Source organism: Natranaeroarchaeum aerophilus, from assembly GCF_023638055.1.
Taxonomy (GTDB): domain Archaea; phylum Halobacteriota; class Halobacteria; order Halobacteriales; family Natronoarchaeaceae; genus Natranaeroarchaeum; species Natranaeroarchaeum aerophilum.
On record NZ_JAKRVY010000001.1, the window covers coordinates 766,735 to 781,852 of the forward strand.

General features: G+C 62.5%; 17 protein-coding genes and 1 tRNA gene. 12 read left to right on the forward strand and 6 right to left on the reverse strand.

Annotated features, from left to right (window positions below; all coding sequences use genetic code 11):
- Nucleotides 1-30: 30 nt before the first annotated feature.
- Nucleotides 31-873 (forward strand): bisanhydrobacterioruberin hydratase, encoded by an 843-nt coding sequence (gene cruF / locus AArcSt11_RS03940; protein WP_250594813.1) that lies wholly within the window; start codon nt 31-33, stop codon nt 871-873.
- Here the strand turns inward: cruF and AArcSt11_RS03945 are convergent, their stop codons facing one another.
- Nucleotides 874-1,827 carry a phytoene/squalene synthase family protein gene (locus AArcSt11_RS03945; RefSeq protein ID WP_250594815.1) on the reverse strand — a complete coding sequence of 318 codons (954 nt, stop codon included), beginning with the start codon at nt 1,825-1,827 and terminating at the stop codon, nt 874-876.
- A 152-nt stretch (nt 1,828-1,979) separates the two neighbouring features.
- Here AArcSt11_RS03945 and AArcSt11_RS03950 point away from each other — a divergent pair, with 152 nt between their 5' ends.
- The 3 genes from AArcSt11_RS03950 to AArcSt11_RS03960 all read left to right on the forward strand — a co-directional run bounded on the left by AArcSt11_RS03950 (nt 1,980) and on the right by AArcSt11_RS03960 (nt 4,417).
- Nucleotides 1,980-2,804: an NAD(+)/NADH kinase gene (locus AArcSt11_RS03950; RefSeq protein WP_250594817.1), complete on the forward strand. Its 825-nt coding sequence runs from the start codon at nt 1,980-1,982 to the stop codon at nt 2,802-2,804.
- A gap of 80 nt (nt 2,805-2,884) precedes the next feature.
- Complete coding sequence (gene mptA / locus AArcSt11_RS03955) at nt 2,885-3,811, forward strand: GTP cyclohydrolase MptA (RefSeq protein WP_250594819.1); 927 nt, start codon at nt 2,885-2,887, stop codon at nt 3,809-3,811.
- A gap of 51 nt (nt 3,812-3,862) precedes the next feature.
- Nucleotides 3,863-4,417: a hypothetical protein gene (locus AArcSt11_RS03960; protein WP_250594821.1), complete on the forward strand. Its 555-nt coding sequence runs from the start codon at nt 3,863-3,865 to the stop codon at nt 4,415-4,417.
- Here AArcSt11_RS03960 and AArcSt11_RS03965 read toward each other — a convergent pair.
- Together AArcSt11_RS03965 and AArcSt11_RS03970 are read right to left on the reverse strand one after the other, a co-directional pair.
- Complete coding sequence (locus AArcSt11_RS03965; protein WP_250594823.1) at nt 4,414-5,217, reverse strand: TrmB family transcriptional regulator; 804 nt, start codon at nt 5,215-5,217, stop codon at nt 4,414-4,416. The two genes, AArcSt11_RS03960 and AArcSt11_RS03965, sit on opposite strands and share 4 nt — an antisense overlap.
- An 84-nt stretch (nt 5,218-5,301) precedes the next feature.
- On the reverse strand, nt 5,302-6,945 hold the full coding sequence (locus AArcSt11_RS03970) for a thioredoxin domain-containing protein (protein ID WP_250594825.1): 1,644 nt from the start codon (nt 6,943-6,945) through the stop codon (nt 5,302-5,304).
- Nucleotides 6,946-7,033: 88 nt separating this feature from the next.
- On the opposite strand from AArcSt11_RS03970, the gene AArcSt11_RS03975 reads away from it, so the two are divergent.
- From AArcSt11_RS03975 to AArcSt11_RS04010, 8 genes are all read left to right on the forward strand, one after another.
- On the forward strand, nt 7,034-7,651 hold the full coding sequence (locus AArcSt11_RS03975) for an FxsA family protein (RefSeq protein ID WP_250594827.1): 618 nt from the start codon (nt 7,034-7,036) through the stop codon (nt 7,649-7,651).
- A gap of 90 nt (nt 7,652-7,741) precedes the next feature.
- A tRNA-Ile gene (locus AArcSt11_RS03980) sits at nt 7,742-7,815 on the forward strand.
- Nucleotides 7,816-7,993: 178 nt separating this feature from the next.
- Complete coding sequence (locus AArcSt11_RS03985; RefSeq protein WP_250594829.1) at nt 7,994-8,203, forward strand: DUF7563 family protein; 210 nt, start codon at nt 7,994-7,996, stop codon at nt 8,201-8,203.
- Between the two features lie 180 nt (nt 8,204-8,383).
- The gene (nadA, locus tag AArcSt11_RS03990; protein WP_250594831.1) at nt 8,384-9,514 is read left to right on the forward strand and encodes a quinolinate synthase NadA; all 1,131 of its coding nucleotides are present in this window, start codon (nt 8,384-8,386) and stop codon (nt 9,512-9,514) included.
- A 3-nt stretch (nt 9,515-9,517) separates the two neighbouring features.
- Nucleotides 9,518-11,101 carry an L-aspartate oxidase gene (locus AArcSt11_RS03995; protein ID WP_250594833.1) on the forward strand — a complete coding sequence of 528 codons (1,584 nt, stop codon included), beginning with the start codon at nt 9,518-9,520 and terminating at the stop codon, nt 11,099-11,101.
- Entirely contained in the window at nt 11,101-11,925 is an 825-nt protein-coding gene (nadC, locus tag AArcSt11_RS04000) for a carboxylating nicotinate-nucleotide diphosphorylase (RefSeq protein WP_250594835.1), read from the forward strand. Before AArcSt11_RS03995 ends, nadC begins: the two co-directional genes overlap by 1 nt.
- A gap of 341 nt (nt 11,926-12,266) precedes the next feature.
- On the forward strand, nt 12,267-12,419 hold the full coding sequence (locus AArcSt11_RS04005; RefSeq protein WP_250594837.1) for a hypothetical protein: 153 nt from the start codon (nt 12,267-12,269) through the stop codon (nt 12,417-12,419).
- A gap of 47 nt (nt 12,420-12,466) precedes the next feature.
- On the forward strand, nt 12,467-12,913 hold the full coding sequence (locus AArcSt11_RS04010) for a DUF7382 domain-containing protein (RefSeq protein ID WP_250594839.1): 447 nt from the start codon (nt 12,467-12,469) through the stop codon (nt 12,911-12,913).
- Here AArcSt11_RS04010 and AArcSt11_RS04015 read toward each other — a convergent pair.
- The 3 genes from AArcSt11_RS04015 to AArcSt11_RS04025 form a co-directional block, all read right to left on the reverse strand.
- Nucleotides 12,910-13,647, reverse strand: a complete 738-nt coding sequence (locus AArcSt11_RS04015; RefSeq protein ID WP_250594840.1) for a protein-L-isoaspartate O-methyltransferase family protein — start codon at nt 13,645-13,647, stop codon at nt 12,910-12,912. The genes AArcSt11_RS04010 and AArcSt11_RS04015 overlap by 4 nt on opposite strands.
- Nucleotides 13,648-13,713: 66 nt before the next feature.
- A complete protein-coding gene (locus AArcSt11_RS04020) occupies nt 13,714-14,352 on the reverse strand; it encodes a protein-L-isoaspartate(D-aspartate) O-methyltransferase (RefSeq protein WP_250594841.1) in 639 nt (212 codons plus the stop codon).
- A 3-nt stretch (nt 14,353-14,355) separates the two neighbouring features.
- Nucleotides 14,356-15,006, reverse strand: coding sequence for an HVO_0476 family zinc finger protein (locus AArcSt11_RS04025; RefSeq protein WP_250594842.1), 651 nt, complete (start codon nt 15,004-15,006; stop codon nt 14,356-14,358).
- Between the last annotated feature and the right edge of the window lie 112 nt (nt 15,007-15,118).

Here is a 15,118-nt window from a genome sequence, read left to right on the forward strand (position 1 = left end):
TGATGTATCGGGAATCCGGAGAGGGAACTAATGGATCGACGCGCGTTCGAGGACCGGTTGGATACGCTGATCCGGAACAACCGCGTGACGATCGCGATCACGTTCCCGCTCGTCGGGACCGTACTCCTGATCGGCGCGGCAGAAGGCGTGATCCCTCACTGGCTCGCGTTCAATCCACTCCTGTTGCTCGGGGCGGTGCTGGTGATGCGGCTGCCACTGATCGGCGGGCTCGCCCCGCTGGTCGACCGGCGGGTCGCCGCAGGGCTCGGCGTCCTCGTCCTTTTTAGCTGGGGCATCGAACTCGTCGGCGTCTACACGGGCTTTCCATACGGTGAATTCGAGTATCTGATCGATCTCGGACCGATGCTGTTCGATGCCGTTCCAGTTGCACTGCCGGTCTTTTATTTCCCAATCTTGCTCAACAGCTACCTGCTCTGTGCGCTAGTGCTCGGCGAGCGCATGCAGTCGCTACCGATCCGGTTCCTTTCGGTCCTCGCGGTCGTCATCACGATGGACCTCGTGCTCGATCCCGGTGCAGTCGCGCTCGGCTTCTGGGGCTGGGACGCCGGCGGGGCGTACTACGACGTGCCAGTCCAGAACTACATCGGCTGGATGATCTCGGGGACGGTCGCGGTTGGGATTCTCACTGTAACCTTCGACCACGACGCCCTCTCTCGACGGCTCGAGCGCTGTGAGTACGTCCTCGACGATCTGATCAGCTTCGGACTGTTGTGGGGACTGGTCAACCTCTACTTTGGCAACCCTATCCCGGTCGCGCTCGCCGCGGCACTGCTGGTGACGCTGTTCCGCGCGGACTGGTTCGACTTTGCGGGCCTGACGACGACCCCCGCCCATTTCCCGATCGAAAAGTAGCTACTGCGCTGGTGTCGTATCCGGCCGATCGGGATCGTGCTGTGGCGTGTCCGTCTCCGTGATCGTACTGACCCGCTGGAAGACGGCGTCCGGATCCCGGTTCCACTGCCAGTGCCAGCGGGTCTTGGCCGCCAGCCAGAGCTTTCGTGCCATACTCAACTCCGGTTCGTTCGAGACCGTATCGAAGCCGAGATCACGAATCAACCGGTGGTGGTCCGCGTACAGCACCGCCGACAGCAGGACGGGGAACTGACAGTCCTCCGGCAAGTACTTGATGCCGGCAACGCCCTCGTGATACAGCCGTTCCGTCCGGGCGAGCTCCGCCTGAATCGCCCGTCCGATTTCTGGCGTGAACTCCAGATTTTCGATATCGCTAACCGACGCATCGTACTCCTCGAGCGTCTCGATGGGGAGATAGATGCGGTCCCGGTCGACGACGTCCTCGCGGACATCCCGGAGGAAGTTTGTAAGCTGAAACGCCTCGCCGAGCGCAACGGCGTGTGGCAGTGCCACGTCGGGCTGGTCGAGGTCCATAATCTCGGTCATCATTACACCGACCGCCGCTGCCGAGCCGCGCATATACTCCTCGAGCTGGTCGTATGTTTCATACCGGCTCTTGTGGATATCCGTCTTCATCGCGTCGATGAAGTCGTTGATCTCGCGTTCGGAGATCTCGTACTCGACCGCAATATCGCGAAACGCGTCGAGTACCGGTCCCTCGGGGGGCTCCTCGCCAAGCGCCTGCCTGCGGAACGATTCCAACTGCTCTGCCTGTTCGTCCGGCGGCGTTTCTCCGGCATCGTCTACTACTTCATCTGCGATGCGAAAGAACGCGTACAGTACGTACGTTGGATGGCGCGCACGCTCGGGGAGAAAACGGGTCGCGACGTGGAACGTCCGCCCGGTGCGCTGCTGGATTTCTTTCGTACGTTCGATCTGTTTGCTATCGACCATATTACGTGAACAACTGAGAGGCTACGGTGTCGGGATCATCGAGTCGGGCGAGCATGATAGATTCGTGTAATCGGCTAGGGAACGACGGGGTATAATAATTTGTGTGACGCCCCAACGAGTAGTTTTTCACTCCCCACCCGCAATCGGATGCTATGCACCTCGGGATCGTCGCCCAGCGGGGGAACGAGCGGGCAGCCGAGCTCGCGCGGGACCTCGTCGAAATCCTCACGGCTGACGATCTCACAGTTTCGGTCGATGCGGCGACCGGCGACACGCTCGACCGTCCCGGCGTCGACGTAAGCGAAATGGCTACGTGCGACCTCGTCGTCTCGATCGGCGGGGACGGGACTTTCCTGTATGCGGCCCGCGGTGCCGCTTCGACGCCAATTATCGGCGTCAACCTCGGTGAAGTCGGCTTTCTGAACGCGATCGCGCCCGCCGACGCGATCGAAGCGGTCACCGCCGAAGTCGAACGGCTTCGGTCGGACGGTCGTGTAGCGTCGCGTGAGTTGCCACGGTTACAGGCCGAAAACGGGGACTGGTCGCTCGAGCCGGCGATCAACGAGATCGTGTTTCAGGGCCCACAGCGCGGCCACGGGATGGGTGCTGATTTCGAGGTCCGGATCGACGGCGACGTGTACACGACCGGCCACGCCGACGGTGTACTCGTGTCGACGCCAACCGGAAGCACCGCGTACAACCTCAGTGAGGGGGGCCCGCTCGTTCATCCGGGGCTCGACGCCGTCGTCGTTACCGAGATGTGTCCGACTGATTCGATGCCTCCGCTGGTTGTCGATGCCGACAGTACGGTGTCCGTGACTGTCTCGGACGCCGACGACGCCTTCGTGGTGAGCGACGGCCGGACACGAAAGCAACTGGACCCACCCACCACCGTCACCGTCGAAACTGCTGGCGCTCCAGTCCGTCTCGCCGGAGGCAGTGCCGATTATTTCGAGGCCCTGAAGAAACTGGAGTGATAGCCTGTCGTCCCCGCATTCCTGTCGTAGAAGTGCTCCTTTCGAAAGGCCTAATCACGCTCCACCCTGACCACCGCTCAATGAGTGAACAACTGCCGGACGTCCAGGCTACCCGCCCGGATGTCACCGTCGGCCTGAGTCAGGTCGGCGTTACGGATGTCGAGAAACTCGTCAAGGTCGCCCGCCCCGACAAACGCCCGATCGTACTGATGGCCGAATTCGAGGTGTTCGTCGATCTGCCCTCCTGGCGCAAAGGTGCGGACATGAGCCGGAACATGGAAGTCATCGACGAGACGCTCGAAGCCGCCACCCGTGAAGAGGTTTACCGTGTCGAGGATGTCTGTGGCGACGCTGCGGAACGACTGATCGAGAAACACGAATACACGAGTGAGGTCACTGTCTCGATGGAAGCCGAGCTGGTCCAGCGCGAGCAGACGCCGGCTTCGGACAAGGAGACCCAGAGCACCGTCGATATCACCGCCAGTGCGACGGCAACCGATGAGGGCACCCGCGAGATGATCGGGGTCGATGTCACCGGGATGACGGTCTGTCCCTGCTCGCAGGGGATGTCCGAGACTCGTGCCCGTGACAAACTCGAGGAGCTCGATGTCGACGCCGACGCCGTCGAAGAGTTCCTCGAAGACGTGCCACAGCCGGGCCACTCCCAGCGCGGCCACGCCAAGATCACGATCGAGAGCACGGGAGCACCCGAAGTCGACCTCCGCGATCTGATTGAGGTCGCCAAGGAGTCGATGAGCGGCCGGATCTACAACATGGCGAAACGACCGGACGAGGACCACATGACCTACGAGTCCCACGCCGACGCCAAGTTCGTCGAGGACTGCGTCCGCGCGATGGCCGAGGGTGTCGTCGAGGAGTTCCCCGACCTCGCAGATGACGCGGTCGTCTCGATGCGCCAGTCCAACGACGAATCGATCCACCAGCACAACGCCCACGCCGAACGGCACGTCGAGATGGGTCAGCTGCGATCGGAAGTACAGAACTGACCGGAGTGTCTGACGGAAGCTATTTTATGATCGGCCGATTCGTCCCGGACGATGAGACCGATTACGCGACGGAAACTGCTCGCCGCGAGCGCGGCGGGAACAGGTGCCGTTCTCGCGGGCTGTCTCGGCGACGATGATGAGCCCGAGAACGGCGACGAGGAACCGACCGATCAACCCGAAGACGACGGGAACGGCGACGATGACTTCGAGGAACCGGACGACAACGAGGACGCGGACGATACCACCGACGACGAACCCGCTGGCTCGACCCCGGCACTGTACTACGTCGACGTGGAAAACGGGACCGACGAGACCCGGACGGCACACGTCATCGTCGAGGACGGCGGCGAGCTGATCCACTGGTCCGATCTCTCCCTCGAAGCGGGCGAAACTCGACGCGTCGAACGGAACTGGGAGCCAGTTTCGGGCTCCTACGTGGTTTCGATCCGCATGGACGGACAGGACGAGTGGCGGCAGGTCGATCTGACTCAAGAGAACTCGCCGTGTTATGGTCTCTTCGCCCGGGTTCGTGATGGCAACGAACTGAACGTGCTTCTCGATCCCGGCCCGAGCGGCTGTGAGGAGGATACGGAGGGAGACAACTAGAAGGAGAGGGGCTCGGCGTCCTCCCACTTCGGCAGGAACTCGTCGTGGATGTTGGTCGCGAACTCGGGATCCTTCAGGTCGATCATACCGAAGGTGTCGTTGACAGCGAGCGGGTGTGGCACCTGAATGCAGACCTCGACGTCGTCGATTACGTTGAACGTCCCCGTCACGTCGTCGCTGACCCGGACCTCGTAGTCGGGATGCGGTGAGAGCGTCTCGCGGTGGCGCTTGCCGACGTCCTCGGGCAGTGAATCGACCAGTCCTGGCGTCATCAGCACGTTGATCTCGACGCCCCGGTCGATCGCGGCTTCGAGCTGTTTCGCGACGAGCGTGCCAATATCGCCCTGATCGAACAGCGAGGTCTGGTCGGAGGCGACGACGACGATCCGTTCGTCGGCCGCCGATAGGCGTTCGACGAGCAGGTCGGCAGTCTCTTCCGCGCCGACCGCCGCCGTCCAGAACTGTTCTTCGACGGGGTCGGCGGCGTGCAGTTCGGTCGATAGGTCGTCGACGATCTCCTCGTACTGGTCGGCCTTCTCCTCGAGTTCGCGCTTCTTGTCGTCAAGCAGGCGGTCGAGCGCGGTCGATGGTTCGACCGCGACGTACTTTTTCGGTCGACTGGCGGTCTGGGTTCGGACGAGATTGTACTGCTCGATACTGTTGAGTACGTCGTAAATCCGCCCCATCGGCACGTCACTCACCCGAGACAACTCTTTTGCGGTTGTGGGACCCGTGTTCAGCAGCGACCGGTATGCGCGAGCTTCGTACTCCGATAGGCCGAGATCCCTGAGGCTAGGCATACTGCTCAAGAAACGCTCGAACAGTATAAACGCACCGACCGTTTGAAACCTTGGCGGGACGAACGGAGAAAACCACCTGCAGGTCTACGCCATTGAGAGCGTCCGAACGCGCTGCTCGAGCTCATCGGGTGTCGTTGCAGGATCTGCCGATCGGTCGCCGCGTCGCGCGACAGCTGTACCGTCTTTCATTCCGGCTGCGTCCGGCACCACGACTTTCTCGTGATCGCCGACGCGAAGTGCGGCGCGGTGCAGGTCCGAACCTGCGGCATCACCGATGCGGATCGTCAGCGTGTCGTTCAGGAGTCGGGCAGTGACAGAGCCAAACCCGGTTACTTGGGGACCGAACCGGTCGTAGGCACCGGCGAACGCCTCGACCGTTTTCCGTGTGACATCACGATATCGTTCGTTACCAGTGATGGCATAGAGATCGAGCAACGCGTCGGCCATTTCGACGTTGCCGTCGAGCGGGCGGAGCGGCCTGTCGAGCAGACCAAGGCCTGCAGCAGGACCATCCCGGAACGAGGACTCGTCGAACAGTTCGTCAATGGCCGCATCGGCGACGGTTTGGGCGGTCTCAATTGTATCAGCTCCAATCACTTCGTGGGCCGTCACGAGTGCTGCAAGCGTGTGCGCGTGATCTGCAAGCAGGAGCCGTTCGCCGCGTTCGTCGCCATCAATAAAGTGTAACACCTCTCCGTCGTCGATCAGTTCCTCCCGGAGGTGATCGAGCGCTCGCTCCGCATAGCGACGTGCCCGGTCTTCGTCCGTGTAGGCGTGGTACGTCAGGAGCGCGTCGACGGCCAGCGCGTTCCGGTCGGCGAAGACTGTCGTATCGACCGGTGGGGCCTCTGCGTCCTCGCGCCCGGTGGGTTCCAGCGTGTAGTAGCTCGCCCCCTCGCCCGCGGACTGGCTGCCGGCAAAGGCAGCTCCGGTCCACAGAGTCGTCGTCAGGTAGTCGATGGTGCGCTCTGCGGGCTCGCGGTACTCCTCCTTGCCGGTGTAGAGATAGGCGTTTGCGAACGCTCGCACCAGCGCGGCGTTCGTGTCCAGTAGCTTCTCGTAGTGGGGATCCGCCCAGTTGCCCTCGGCGGCGTATCTGAAGAAGCCACCGGCGTACTCGTCGAACAGGTTCGCGCTGATCGCACTCAGGGTCCGCTCGGCCTGCTCGCGCTCGCGTTTGAGCGCGAACTCGACGGTTCGGGGCATCGGGAACTTTGCATTCGTTCCCCAGCCGCCCGCCCGCTCGTCGTAGGTCTCATGGAGTGCACCGAGAAAGTGGCGTTCGATCTCCTCGCTTATTTGTCCTGCAGGTGGGCTATCGCCGTTGACCGCCCGGGGGACCCGGCCCGCGGAACTGCCCTTTCCGTCCCACATCTTCCGGACGCTCGTAATTACCTGACGCATCCCGTCGGGCCCGAGATAGCCCGACCCGGTCAGCAGTTCACCCTCGGGCGTCAGAAAGACCGTCGAAGGAAACCCACCCATGTTGTACCGCTCGCGAACCCGTGGATGGCGATCGACATCGACCCGCACCGGTACGAAGCCGTCGTTGACGTTTGCGGCGATGCGTGGCTCACCGTACGTCTCGTGATCCATCTCGTGACACCACGAGCACCACCTCGCCGACAGCGACAGCAAGATTGGCTTGTCCGCCCGGTCCGCAATCTCGAACGGCTCCGGCCCCCACTCGTGCCACTCGACACCGGTCTGGGCTGCGTGTTCGTCCATGCGGGCCGCTACGCCGCCGCGAGGGTAAGGGCTTCGGGACCGGTCCGGAGTGTTAAGCGTTTTTACCGCGGAGCCGCTATCAGTGTGTATGTTCAAGCGGATTCTGGCCCTGTTGATGCTCATCCCGCTCCTGGACTCGGTGTTGCTGGTCGCACTGGGCATCTTCTGGGTCAGCTGGATCGGCGGGCTCGAGATCGTCCTGCTGGTCGTCTTGACAGCCCTGATCGGTACCCTCGCGGTACACGCCGAAGGTAAGCGAACAATCCGGAAGCTTCAGCGCTCCCTTCGGGCTGGCGACGTCCCGACGAACCAGCTGATCGACGGGGGCTTCCTGATCGCCGCCGGAGCCTTCCTGCTCACGCCGGGACTCGTAACCGACCTTATCGGCTTCCTGCTCGTGATCCCGCCGACACGGATCGCCATCAGAGCCGTGGTCAAGAAGTTCGTCATCGTCCCCTATATCGACAAGCAGACCGGCGGCTTCGCCACCGGAAACGTCTACACCTTCGGGTTCCCCGGGGACACGAACGAAGGGCCAGGCCCAGCACAGGCCGGGAATCCGTTCGACATCGACGGGGGATCGGGTGGCGCTGACGATTCCTTCGATACGAATCCACGGTCCGACGGGGGCGACGACGTATACGACCTCGGCGACGACTCCTACGATGTCGAGTTCGACGAATCCGGAGAGTCGCCGGATCGCTAGCGATACCGCAGGAGGGCGTCACCCCCTGACAGGGCCCCGGGAGAAGGAAACGCTTAAACACACAAGCCAACTACCCGATAATGCGTTCGCGGGCCAATAGCTCAATCAGGTTGAGCGCTCGGCTGATAACCGGGAGGTTCGCGGTTCAAATCCGCGTTGGCCCATCAAAATTTTAACCGGTCTTTGGTCGGTAGAAAAACGGCGTTACAATCCGTCAGCACGTCGTTTATCCACAAATTCAGTTTTCGAAAATCGGACCGCTGAGTTTGTCCCATCATATTCTATCCCGGTGGTCCGCGCCCTCTGGCGATTGGGATTAGCCGAAATTGAGGGGTGGTCGGCGTGTTGAAGCTCGTCGAGAGCGACGAGTCCCCCACCTGCCGGAACTGTGGCGCCCACGTCACAGAGGACTTCCGGCGCGTGTTCGGTGACGAGGATCACGTCGCCCACCGCTGTCGTGAGTGCGATACCAGCCGCACCAGTCGCAGACCAACAGGGGCATCCACGTCGGCGCTGGCGAGCGCGGTCGCCCAGATGCGCCGGAAACGGTGAAAGGTATCGTACTCCACAACCGATCACACGTACTTGCCCAGTGACCAGTCTGCAGATATCTGGGCTCCGCTATCGCTCCCAGGTTCTTGAAAGCACCCAAAGATAGTAATTGAAAAGAAAATCTTTTCATAGACCAGCTCTGAAGTTCGTAGTAATCACTGGTGTCAGTTAGTGCCACGAATGGAAACTGCAAACATCGATACCGACTTGAGTCTCTTCAAATACGACAACCTCGAACAGTTACCCGAACAGTACCGGGAACTGGACGAATCCGAACGGACTGACCGGATTGAGGCTGCATTGGCCGAGTTGGGCGACGATGTCGTGATCCTCGGACACAACTATCAGCGCCGGGAGATCGTTGAACACGCCGATTTCATCGGTGATTCCTACCAGCTCTCGAAAGAAGCGGCGAACGCTGACGCCGAGTACGTAATCTTCGGCGGCGTGACGTTCATGGCCGAGAGCGCGGACATCATCACTGACGACGAGCAAACTGTTATCCTCCCGAGCATGGAAGCGTCCTGCCCGATGGCCGGGATGGCAGAAGCCCTGCAGGTCGACGCCGCGTGGGCCGAGATCACGGCGGCTGCACCCGACGAGGAGATCATCCCGATCACGTATATGAACTCCTACGCGGATCTGAAGGCGTTTACCGCCGAGCATGGCGGCGCGATCTGTACGTCCTCGAACGCCCATCTTGTCTTCGAGTGGGCCCTAGAGAAGGGGGACAAAGTACTGTTCCTGCCCGACAAACACCTCGGCGAGAACACGGCTCACCGACTGGGCCTCGAAGACGAGACCGCCGACTGGGATCCGTGGGATCCCGAGGGAAAAGACGCCGAGGAGGTGGCAGAAAGCGACATCATCCTCTGGGATGGCTACTGCCAGGTCCACGAGAGGTTCCGCGAACACCACATCGAGAAGATGCGCGAGGACAATCCCGCGGCGAACGTCGTGGTGCACCCGGAGTGTCGCCGCGAGGTCGTCGAAGCCGCGGACGTCGTCGGCTCGACGAGTACGATCTGTGAGGTCGTCGAGGAGGCCGATCCCGGCGACACCTGGGCGATCGGAACAGAGATTCATCTGGCGAACCACCTCGATCGCTGGTATCCCGAGGTGAACGTCCTTCCACTGTGTGGCGACGCCTGTATGGACTGTAACGCGATGCGCCAGATCGACCCGAACTACCTGACGTGGGTGCTCGAAGAGCTTGTCGAGGGGCGTGAGCGCAACGTCATCGAGGTGGCAGAGCGGGAGAAAGAGCTCGCCGAAGTGGCGATGAACCGGATGCTGGAGCTACAGGGGTGAACAATGTCGGACCACACCACTGCGGACGTGCTTGTCGTCGGTACCGGCATCGCGGGCTGTGCCGCGGCGCTCGCGGCCGCACGCGGGGGAAGCCACGTGCTGGTCGCAACGAAAGCCGAACGTCCCGAAGACGCCAGCACCGACTGGGCACAGGGGGGCATCGCCGTCTCGCGGGACGATCCCGATGGGTTCAAACGCGATATTCTGGCGGCAAGCAGTAATACCGCGGATCCCGACGCCGTCGACGTCCTCGTGGAGAACGCCAATGACGCCGTCGAGGACGTCCTGCTGGAGACGCTCGGGGTCGAGTTCGATATGGCTGGTGGAGAGTTCGATTCGCTGGGCGACGACTGGGACTACGGGCGCGAAGCGGCTCACTCCGAGAACCGGATCCTGCACGTTAACGCCGAGACGGGTACACACATTCTCCGACCCCTTCTATCCTATCTCGACGACCACGAGCGCGTACAGATCATGGAGGACACCGCCGCGCTCGATCTGATCACCCACGAAGGGCGCGTCCACGGCGTCCAGCTGGACCGGACACCAGACGGGGAGCGTTCACGGACCGGCTACCCCGTCTTCGCCGGATCGACCATCCTCGCGACTGGTGGGATCGGATCGCTGTACCCACACTCGACGAATCCAGCGGGTTCGACCGGCGATGGGATCGGGATGGCCGCGCTCGCCGGCGCGGACGTCGCCGACATGGAGTACGTCCAGTTCCACCCGACCGCGCTCGATGAGACGGTATCGGGCGTGACCGATGCGGCGGACAACGACACGATTGAGACAGTCCTGATTAGCGAGGCCGTCCGCGGCGAGGGTGCACACCTCATCAACGGCGAGGACGAGCGGTTCATGCCCGGGGTTCACGAGGACGCCGAACTCGCCGCGCGTGATGTGGTTGCACGTGCGGTCGCACGCGAGCGTGACGAAACCGGCGAGGTCCGACTTGACGTCTCGATGTTCGACTTCGCCGAGCAGTTCCCCGATCTCGCCGAGCGCTGCGAACGGCGCGGCGTGGATCTCGACGCTGGCATCCCTGTCACGCCCTGCCAGCACTTCCTCTGTGGCGGCATCGCAGTCGACGACCGCGGTCGGGCCAGCCTCGACCGACTGTTCGCCGTCGGCGAGTGTGCCCGAACCGGCGTCCACGGTGCGAACCGACTGGCCTCGACCAGCCTGCTCGAAGGGCTGGTCTGGGGGCTCCGGACCGGCGAGACGGCGACTGGCAACGAGCCACAGCCGATCGAGGCCGCCGACCTGCTCGACAGCGACCCGGACCTCCCGCCACGTTTCGCCGCCGAGAAGTTCACGCGCCTGCGTCGCGTGATGGGCGAGCACGTCGGCCTGCGTCGCGAGTCCGAGGGGCTCGCACGCGCTGCCGCCGTTCTACGCCGACTCAAGGGAGAGGTCGACGCATACGTCCGAACGCGAACCGCGAGGGATCTGTACGAACTCCGGCACGCGAGCGTCACTGCATTGCTGATCGCGCGCGCCGCTGCTGAAAACGAGCGCTCTGTGGGCTGTCACTATCTCGTCGACGAGCCCACCGAATCGGCTGCGACACTCGCGGACGACTGATGATCACCGACTCACAGATCGAAGGCTGGCTGCGGGAAGATCTGGGCCATCACGACGTGACGAATGGGGTGCCCGGCCGGACAGCCGGTCGTCTCGTCGCAAAAGAAGCGGGTGTTATCGCTGGACTCGACGCCGCTCGCGCGGTCTTCGTGTACCTCGACGTCGACGTCACGGAATCGCTGGAGGATGGCGAGCGAATCGAACCGGGCGATCAGGTCCTCGCAGTCGAAGGACCCGCCCGCGACGTCCTGCGTGGCGAGCGCGTCGCCGTGAACATCGCTGGCCACGCCTCGGGCATCGCCACGAAGACGCGTCGAGCGGTCGAGCGTGCCGCGGCTGTAGTCGGGGCGGAAACGGCCCCGGAGATTGCGGCGACCCGCAAAACGACGCCGGGCCTCCGCGGGATCGAAAAACGCGCAGTAGTCGCGGGCGGTGGCGATACCCACCGCCTCGATCTCTCGCATATGGTGATGGTGAAGGACAACCAGATCGCGGAGCTGGGCCTCGAAGGGGCCATCGAGCGCTTCGACGACCGGACTTCCTTCGCCACGAAGATCGACGTCGAAGTCGAACGCGTCGGAGACGCCCCACGAGCCGCGGAGGCCGGAGCCGATATCGTCCTGCTGGACAACATGACGCCCGCCGAGACCAGCGAGGCCGTCAACCTGCTGGCAGAGTACGACGGCGTCCTCGCCGAGGCGTCGGGCGGCATCGGCGTCGATGACATCCCGGCGTACGCGACAACTGGCGTCGATATCATCTCTATGGGCGCGTTGACCCACAGCGCGCCCGCGCTCGATCTGTCCTTTCGGACGGGGCAGTGATAATCATATTCTGCCATATCTGGTTAAGTTGAAAAGAACTATAATGGAATATAAATTACAGATCCATGATGTCAGCACAAGCCTCCAAAAATAATATACTCTCTGTATATACTGGAATTGGAATTCTACTGTTCTCTATTAATCTGGTCATCATTGGAGTGAGTATCGAGGAATTCCTTCTTTTAACCATTGTAGGCATGGTACTATCCCTTTGTGGACTTCTCATCGTGATATTGTCCTGAACTGTGGACTATTCTTCGATAGTTTCGGACCGGTGAGTGAACCATTCCTGGTCGTCTATCGGTTCGAATACATAAACCCCCGACGACGACATCGCCGAGATGATCGTCGGCGGGGGCGATCCGGAGCCGTATATTGATCAGATCGACGCCTTCGCCGATGCGGGCTACGATCACGTCTACATCCACCAGATCGGACCGGAGCAGGAGGGGTTCATCGAGTTCGCACGCGAGGAGTTGCTGCCGAAGTTCTGATCGAGTTCGTCGGACCGTTTATATACGATTGGGCGGCCAGCCCCGCCATGCGACTCGAAGCCTTCCGGTCGGACGACCGGGCGATCGAGGGACTGCCGATCAGACTCGTCATCGCCATCGTAGTTGGCGTGGCGAGTCTGTCAATCATGATGTCGATGCTCTCGGGCGTCGGGACGCTCGGAACGACCGAACTCGACGTCGAACCCGACGAGGAGGTGATCGAGACGGGGTACAACTCGGTCGATCTGACGGTAATCGACGATCAGGGCGATCCAGTCGAGGGCGCGACAGTGATCGTCTCCAGTGGGACCGCGAACATCGATGGGGTTGTAAACGAGGAATCGGACGCCGATGGCGAAGCCACAGTCGGCATATCGCCGGAGCTCCGGGACAATCAGGACAAGGGCACCCTGGAGATCGACATCAATCCGCCAGCAGGAACCGAGTACGAGGACCAGCGCGAGAATACGGAGCTACTGGTGATCGACGACTAGACGCCGTCCCAGTCGATCCACTCGCGCTCCCAGCAGTGACGCGACTGAGCGGCGCGCTCTGCGTGCTCACGGTCCTCGCGAGCGGTTCGGTTGCGCTCGATGGCATCGGCCTGTTCGCCCTCGACGAGCAGCGGCGCGAACGCCACCGTACCGTGTTCCTCGACATCGCCACTGCTCTCGATGACGGTGAGCCGCTGGGTGGCGTTGCCCTGCGGTAAGACGAGTTTCCCCTCGGGAGCGAGCTGATCCAACAGGGCTGGTGGCGGTCGTACTGCCGCCGCTTCCAGCAGGATCCGGTCGTAGGGCGCGTACTCGGGGAGGCCGTCAGCACCGTCACGGCAGTCGACCAGCACCTCACCGTGACCCGCCGCAGCGAGGTTCTCGCGGGCGGCGTACACCAGCGAGCGGGTGATATCGACCGCGTGAACGCTTCGCCCATCGACGATCTCGGCGAGCACAGCGGCGGTGTAGCCGACGCCGACGCCGACGACCAGCACCGAGTGACCCGGCCTGACATCGACCAGTTCGAGCAGTCTGGCCGCTTCGCTCGGCGAGAGAACGCGTGTGCCGTGCTCCTGATGGGAGATATCGGCGTAGGCCGCCCGATCGGCGTCGACGAACTCGTGGCGCGGAACCTCCCGCATCGCGAGCCCTACCTGTTCGCTCCGGACAACGGCCTTGGCCTCGTGTTCGAGGCTGTCGACCATGTCGTCTCGGAGTACCGCGGGTTCCATGTCTCCGGATTCGTTCCGGAACGTAATCAATCGCGCGGCTGGCGGGCGGGATAGTTCGGTGTCGGGTCAGCCACGCATCTGTACGAACCGGACCCCGCCATGAGATTCCGTGGCGAGAGAGCCGTCCGCTCGCTTGTCGAACTGTTTGAGCATCTGCTGTCGTCGACCGATCGGGGCGAGGATTCGACCACCGCCCACGACCTGTTCGGCGACCGGTTCTGGAAGTTCGGTGGCAGCACAGGTCAGATACGCACGGTCGTACGGGGCGTGTTCCGGCCAGCCATCCCAGCCGTCGCCGACGCGAATCGAGACGTCACCGTATCCGAGATCGGAGAGCGTGTCCTCGGCACGCTCGGCGAGGCACTCGCTGTACTCGACGGAGTAGACGTTCTCGCTCCCGACGACTTCCGCAGTGACGGCTGCGTGATAGCCACAGCCAGTGCCGATTTCGAGGACGACATCCCCGGGTTCGGCATCGATCAGCTCGGTCATCATCCCGACCATATGTGGGGCGCTGATCGTCTGATCGTCGCCGATCGGGAGGGGACGGTCCACGTAGGCTGCGTCACGTTTGGGGGCGGGGACGAACTCGTGGCGCGGGACCGAACGGAGGGCGTCGATAGTCGCCTCGTCGCCGATCCGGCCGCTCTCTACGAGACGGTCGACCATCCGGTCGCGTCGATCCTCGAACGCACCCCCGGACATCGGCTACCAGGCCGACCAGGCGGTTGAGGTCTCGTCTCGGACGTACAGCCGCTTGACGTCCTTTGCGACCGCCGTATCGCGGTCGTGATCCAGTTTGTCGAACTTGTAGCCGGTTGCGTCGTCCCGGACGACGATCCCTTCGATCGTGAACTTTTCACCGGCGAGTTTGTCGGTCGCGCCGACGGTGAACTCGTAGTCCCCTGGGACCTGCAAGGTAACGCTTCTGGTCTCCTCTCGGCGACCGTCCTTCGGGTGGATCGTCGTGTTGACGCCGACGTTCCCGACCGCGCGGGTCCAGATCGTACTGACGTCCTCGGCGCTTGCTTCGTCGACGCGCTTGTCGCCGTCGAGTTCGAGGCTGGTGATCCGGACAGTCATGATCGCCTCGGGCGTATCGAGGACGAACTCCTCGCCGGTGGCAAGGGTTTCGTCGGCCGGTGGTTCTGCCGTCGCGGAGAAGGACTCGTCTTCCTGTGAGACGACGACATCGCGCTCGACGGTCCGATCTTCCTCGATACGAACCTTGTGGACGTGGCCGCACTCCGTACAGCGAACGGTCGCCTGTCCACCGGGCTTGAGTACTTCGTGGACAGTCTCGGCATCTGGCGAACAGGAGGGACAGCGTGCTCCGATTCGCTCCGTGGTATCGCTCATACCGGCCACCTACCGTCCGAGCGGATAAAAGGAGTCGGTCATGGGAACGTCAGGCCGTCGCCGCTGGCGCGGTGGCAAGCTTCCCCGATCCGATAGCACTTATACGTCCGGC

Coding starts and splice junctions, on each gene's coding strand:
- AArcSt11_RS03945 (WP_250594815.1), bottom strand. CDS start 1,827: ATGGTCGATAGCAAACAGATCGAACGTACGAAAGAAATCCAGCAGCGC.
- mptA (WP_250594819.1), top strand. CDS start 2,885: ATGAGTGAACAACTGCCGGACGTCCAGGCTACCCGCCCGGATGTCACC.
- AArcSt11_RS03950 (WP_250594817.1), top strand. CDS start 1,980: ATGCACCTCGGGATCGTCGCCCAGCGGGGGAACGAGCGGGCAGCCGAG.
- AArcSt11_RS04010 (WP_250594839.1), top strand. CDS start 12,467: ATGCGACTCGAAGCCTTCCGGTCGGACGACCGGGCGATCGAGGGACTG.
- AArcSt11_RS03965 (WP_250594823.1), bottom strand. CDS start 5,217: ATGCCTAGCCTCAGGGATCTCGGCCTATCGGAGTACGAAGCTCGCGCA.
- nadC (WP_250594835.1), top strand. CDS start 11,101: ATGATCACCGACTCACAGATCGAAGGCTGGCTGCGGGAAGATCTGGGC.
- nadA (WP_250594831.1), top strand. CDS start 8,384: ATGGAAACTGCAAACATCGATACCGACTTGAGTCTCTTCAAATACGAC.
- AArcSt11_RS03970 (WP_250594825.1), bottom strand. CDS start 6,945: ATGGACGAACACGCAGCCCAGACCGGTGTCGAGTGGCACGAGTGGGGG.
- cruF (WP_250594813.1), top strand. CDS start 31: ATGGATCGACGCGCGTTCGAGGACCGGTTGGATACGCTGATCCGGAAC.
- AArcSt11_RS04025 (WP_250594842.1), bottom strand. CDS start 15,006: ATGAGCGATACCACGGAGCGAATCGGAGCACGCTGTCCCTCCTGTTCG.
- AArcSt11_RS03995 (WP_250594833.1), top strand. CDS start 9,518: ATGTCGGACCACACCACTGCGGACGTGCTTGTCGTCGGTACCGGCATC.
- AArcSt11_RS04015 (WP_250594840.1), bottom strand. CDS start 13,647: ATGGAACCCGCGGTACTCCGAGACGACATGGTCGACAGCCTCGAACAC.
- AArcSt11_RS03975 (WP_250594827.1), top strand. CDS start 7,034: ATGTTCAAGCGGATTCTGGCCCTGTTGATGCTCATCCCGCTCCTGGAC.
- AArcSt11_RS03960 (WP_250594821.1), top strand. CDS start 3,863: ATGAGACCGATTACGCGACGGAAACTGCTCGCCGCGAGCGCGGCGGGA.
- AArcSt11_RS04020 (WP_250594841.1), bottom strand. CDS start 14,352: ATGTCCGGGGGTGCGTTCGAGGATCGACGCGACCGGATGGTCGACCGT.
- AArcSt11_RS04005 (WP_250594837.1), top strand. CDS start 12,267: ATGATCGTCGGCGGGGGCGATCCGGAGCCGTATATTGATCAGATCGAC.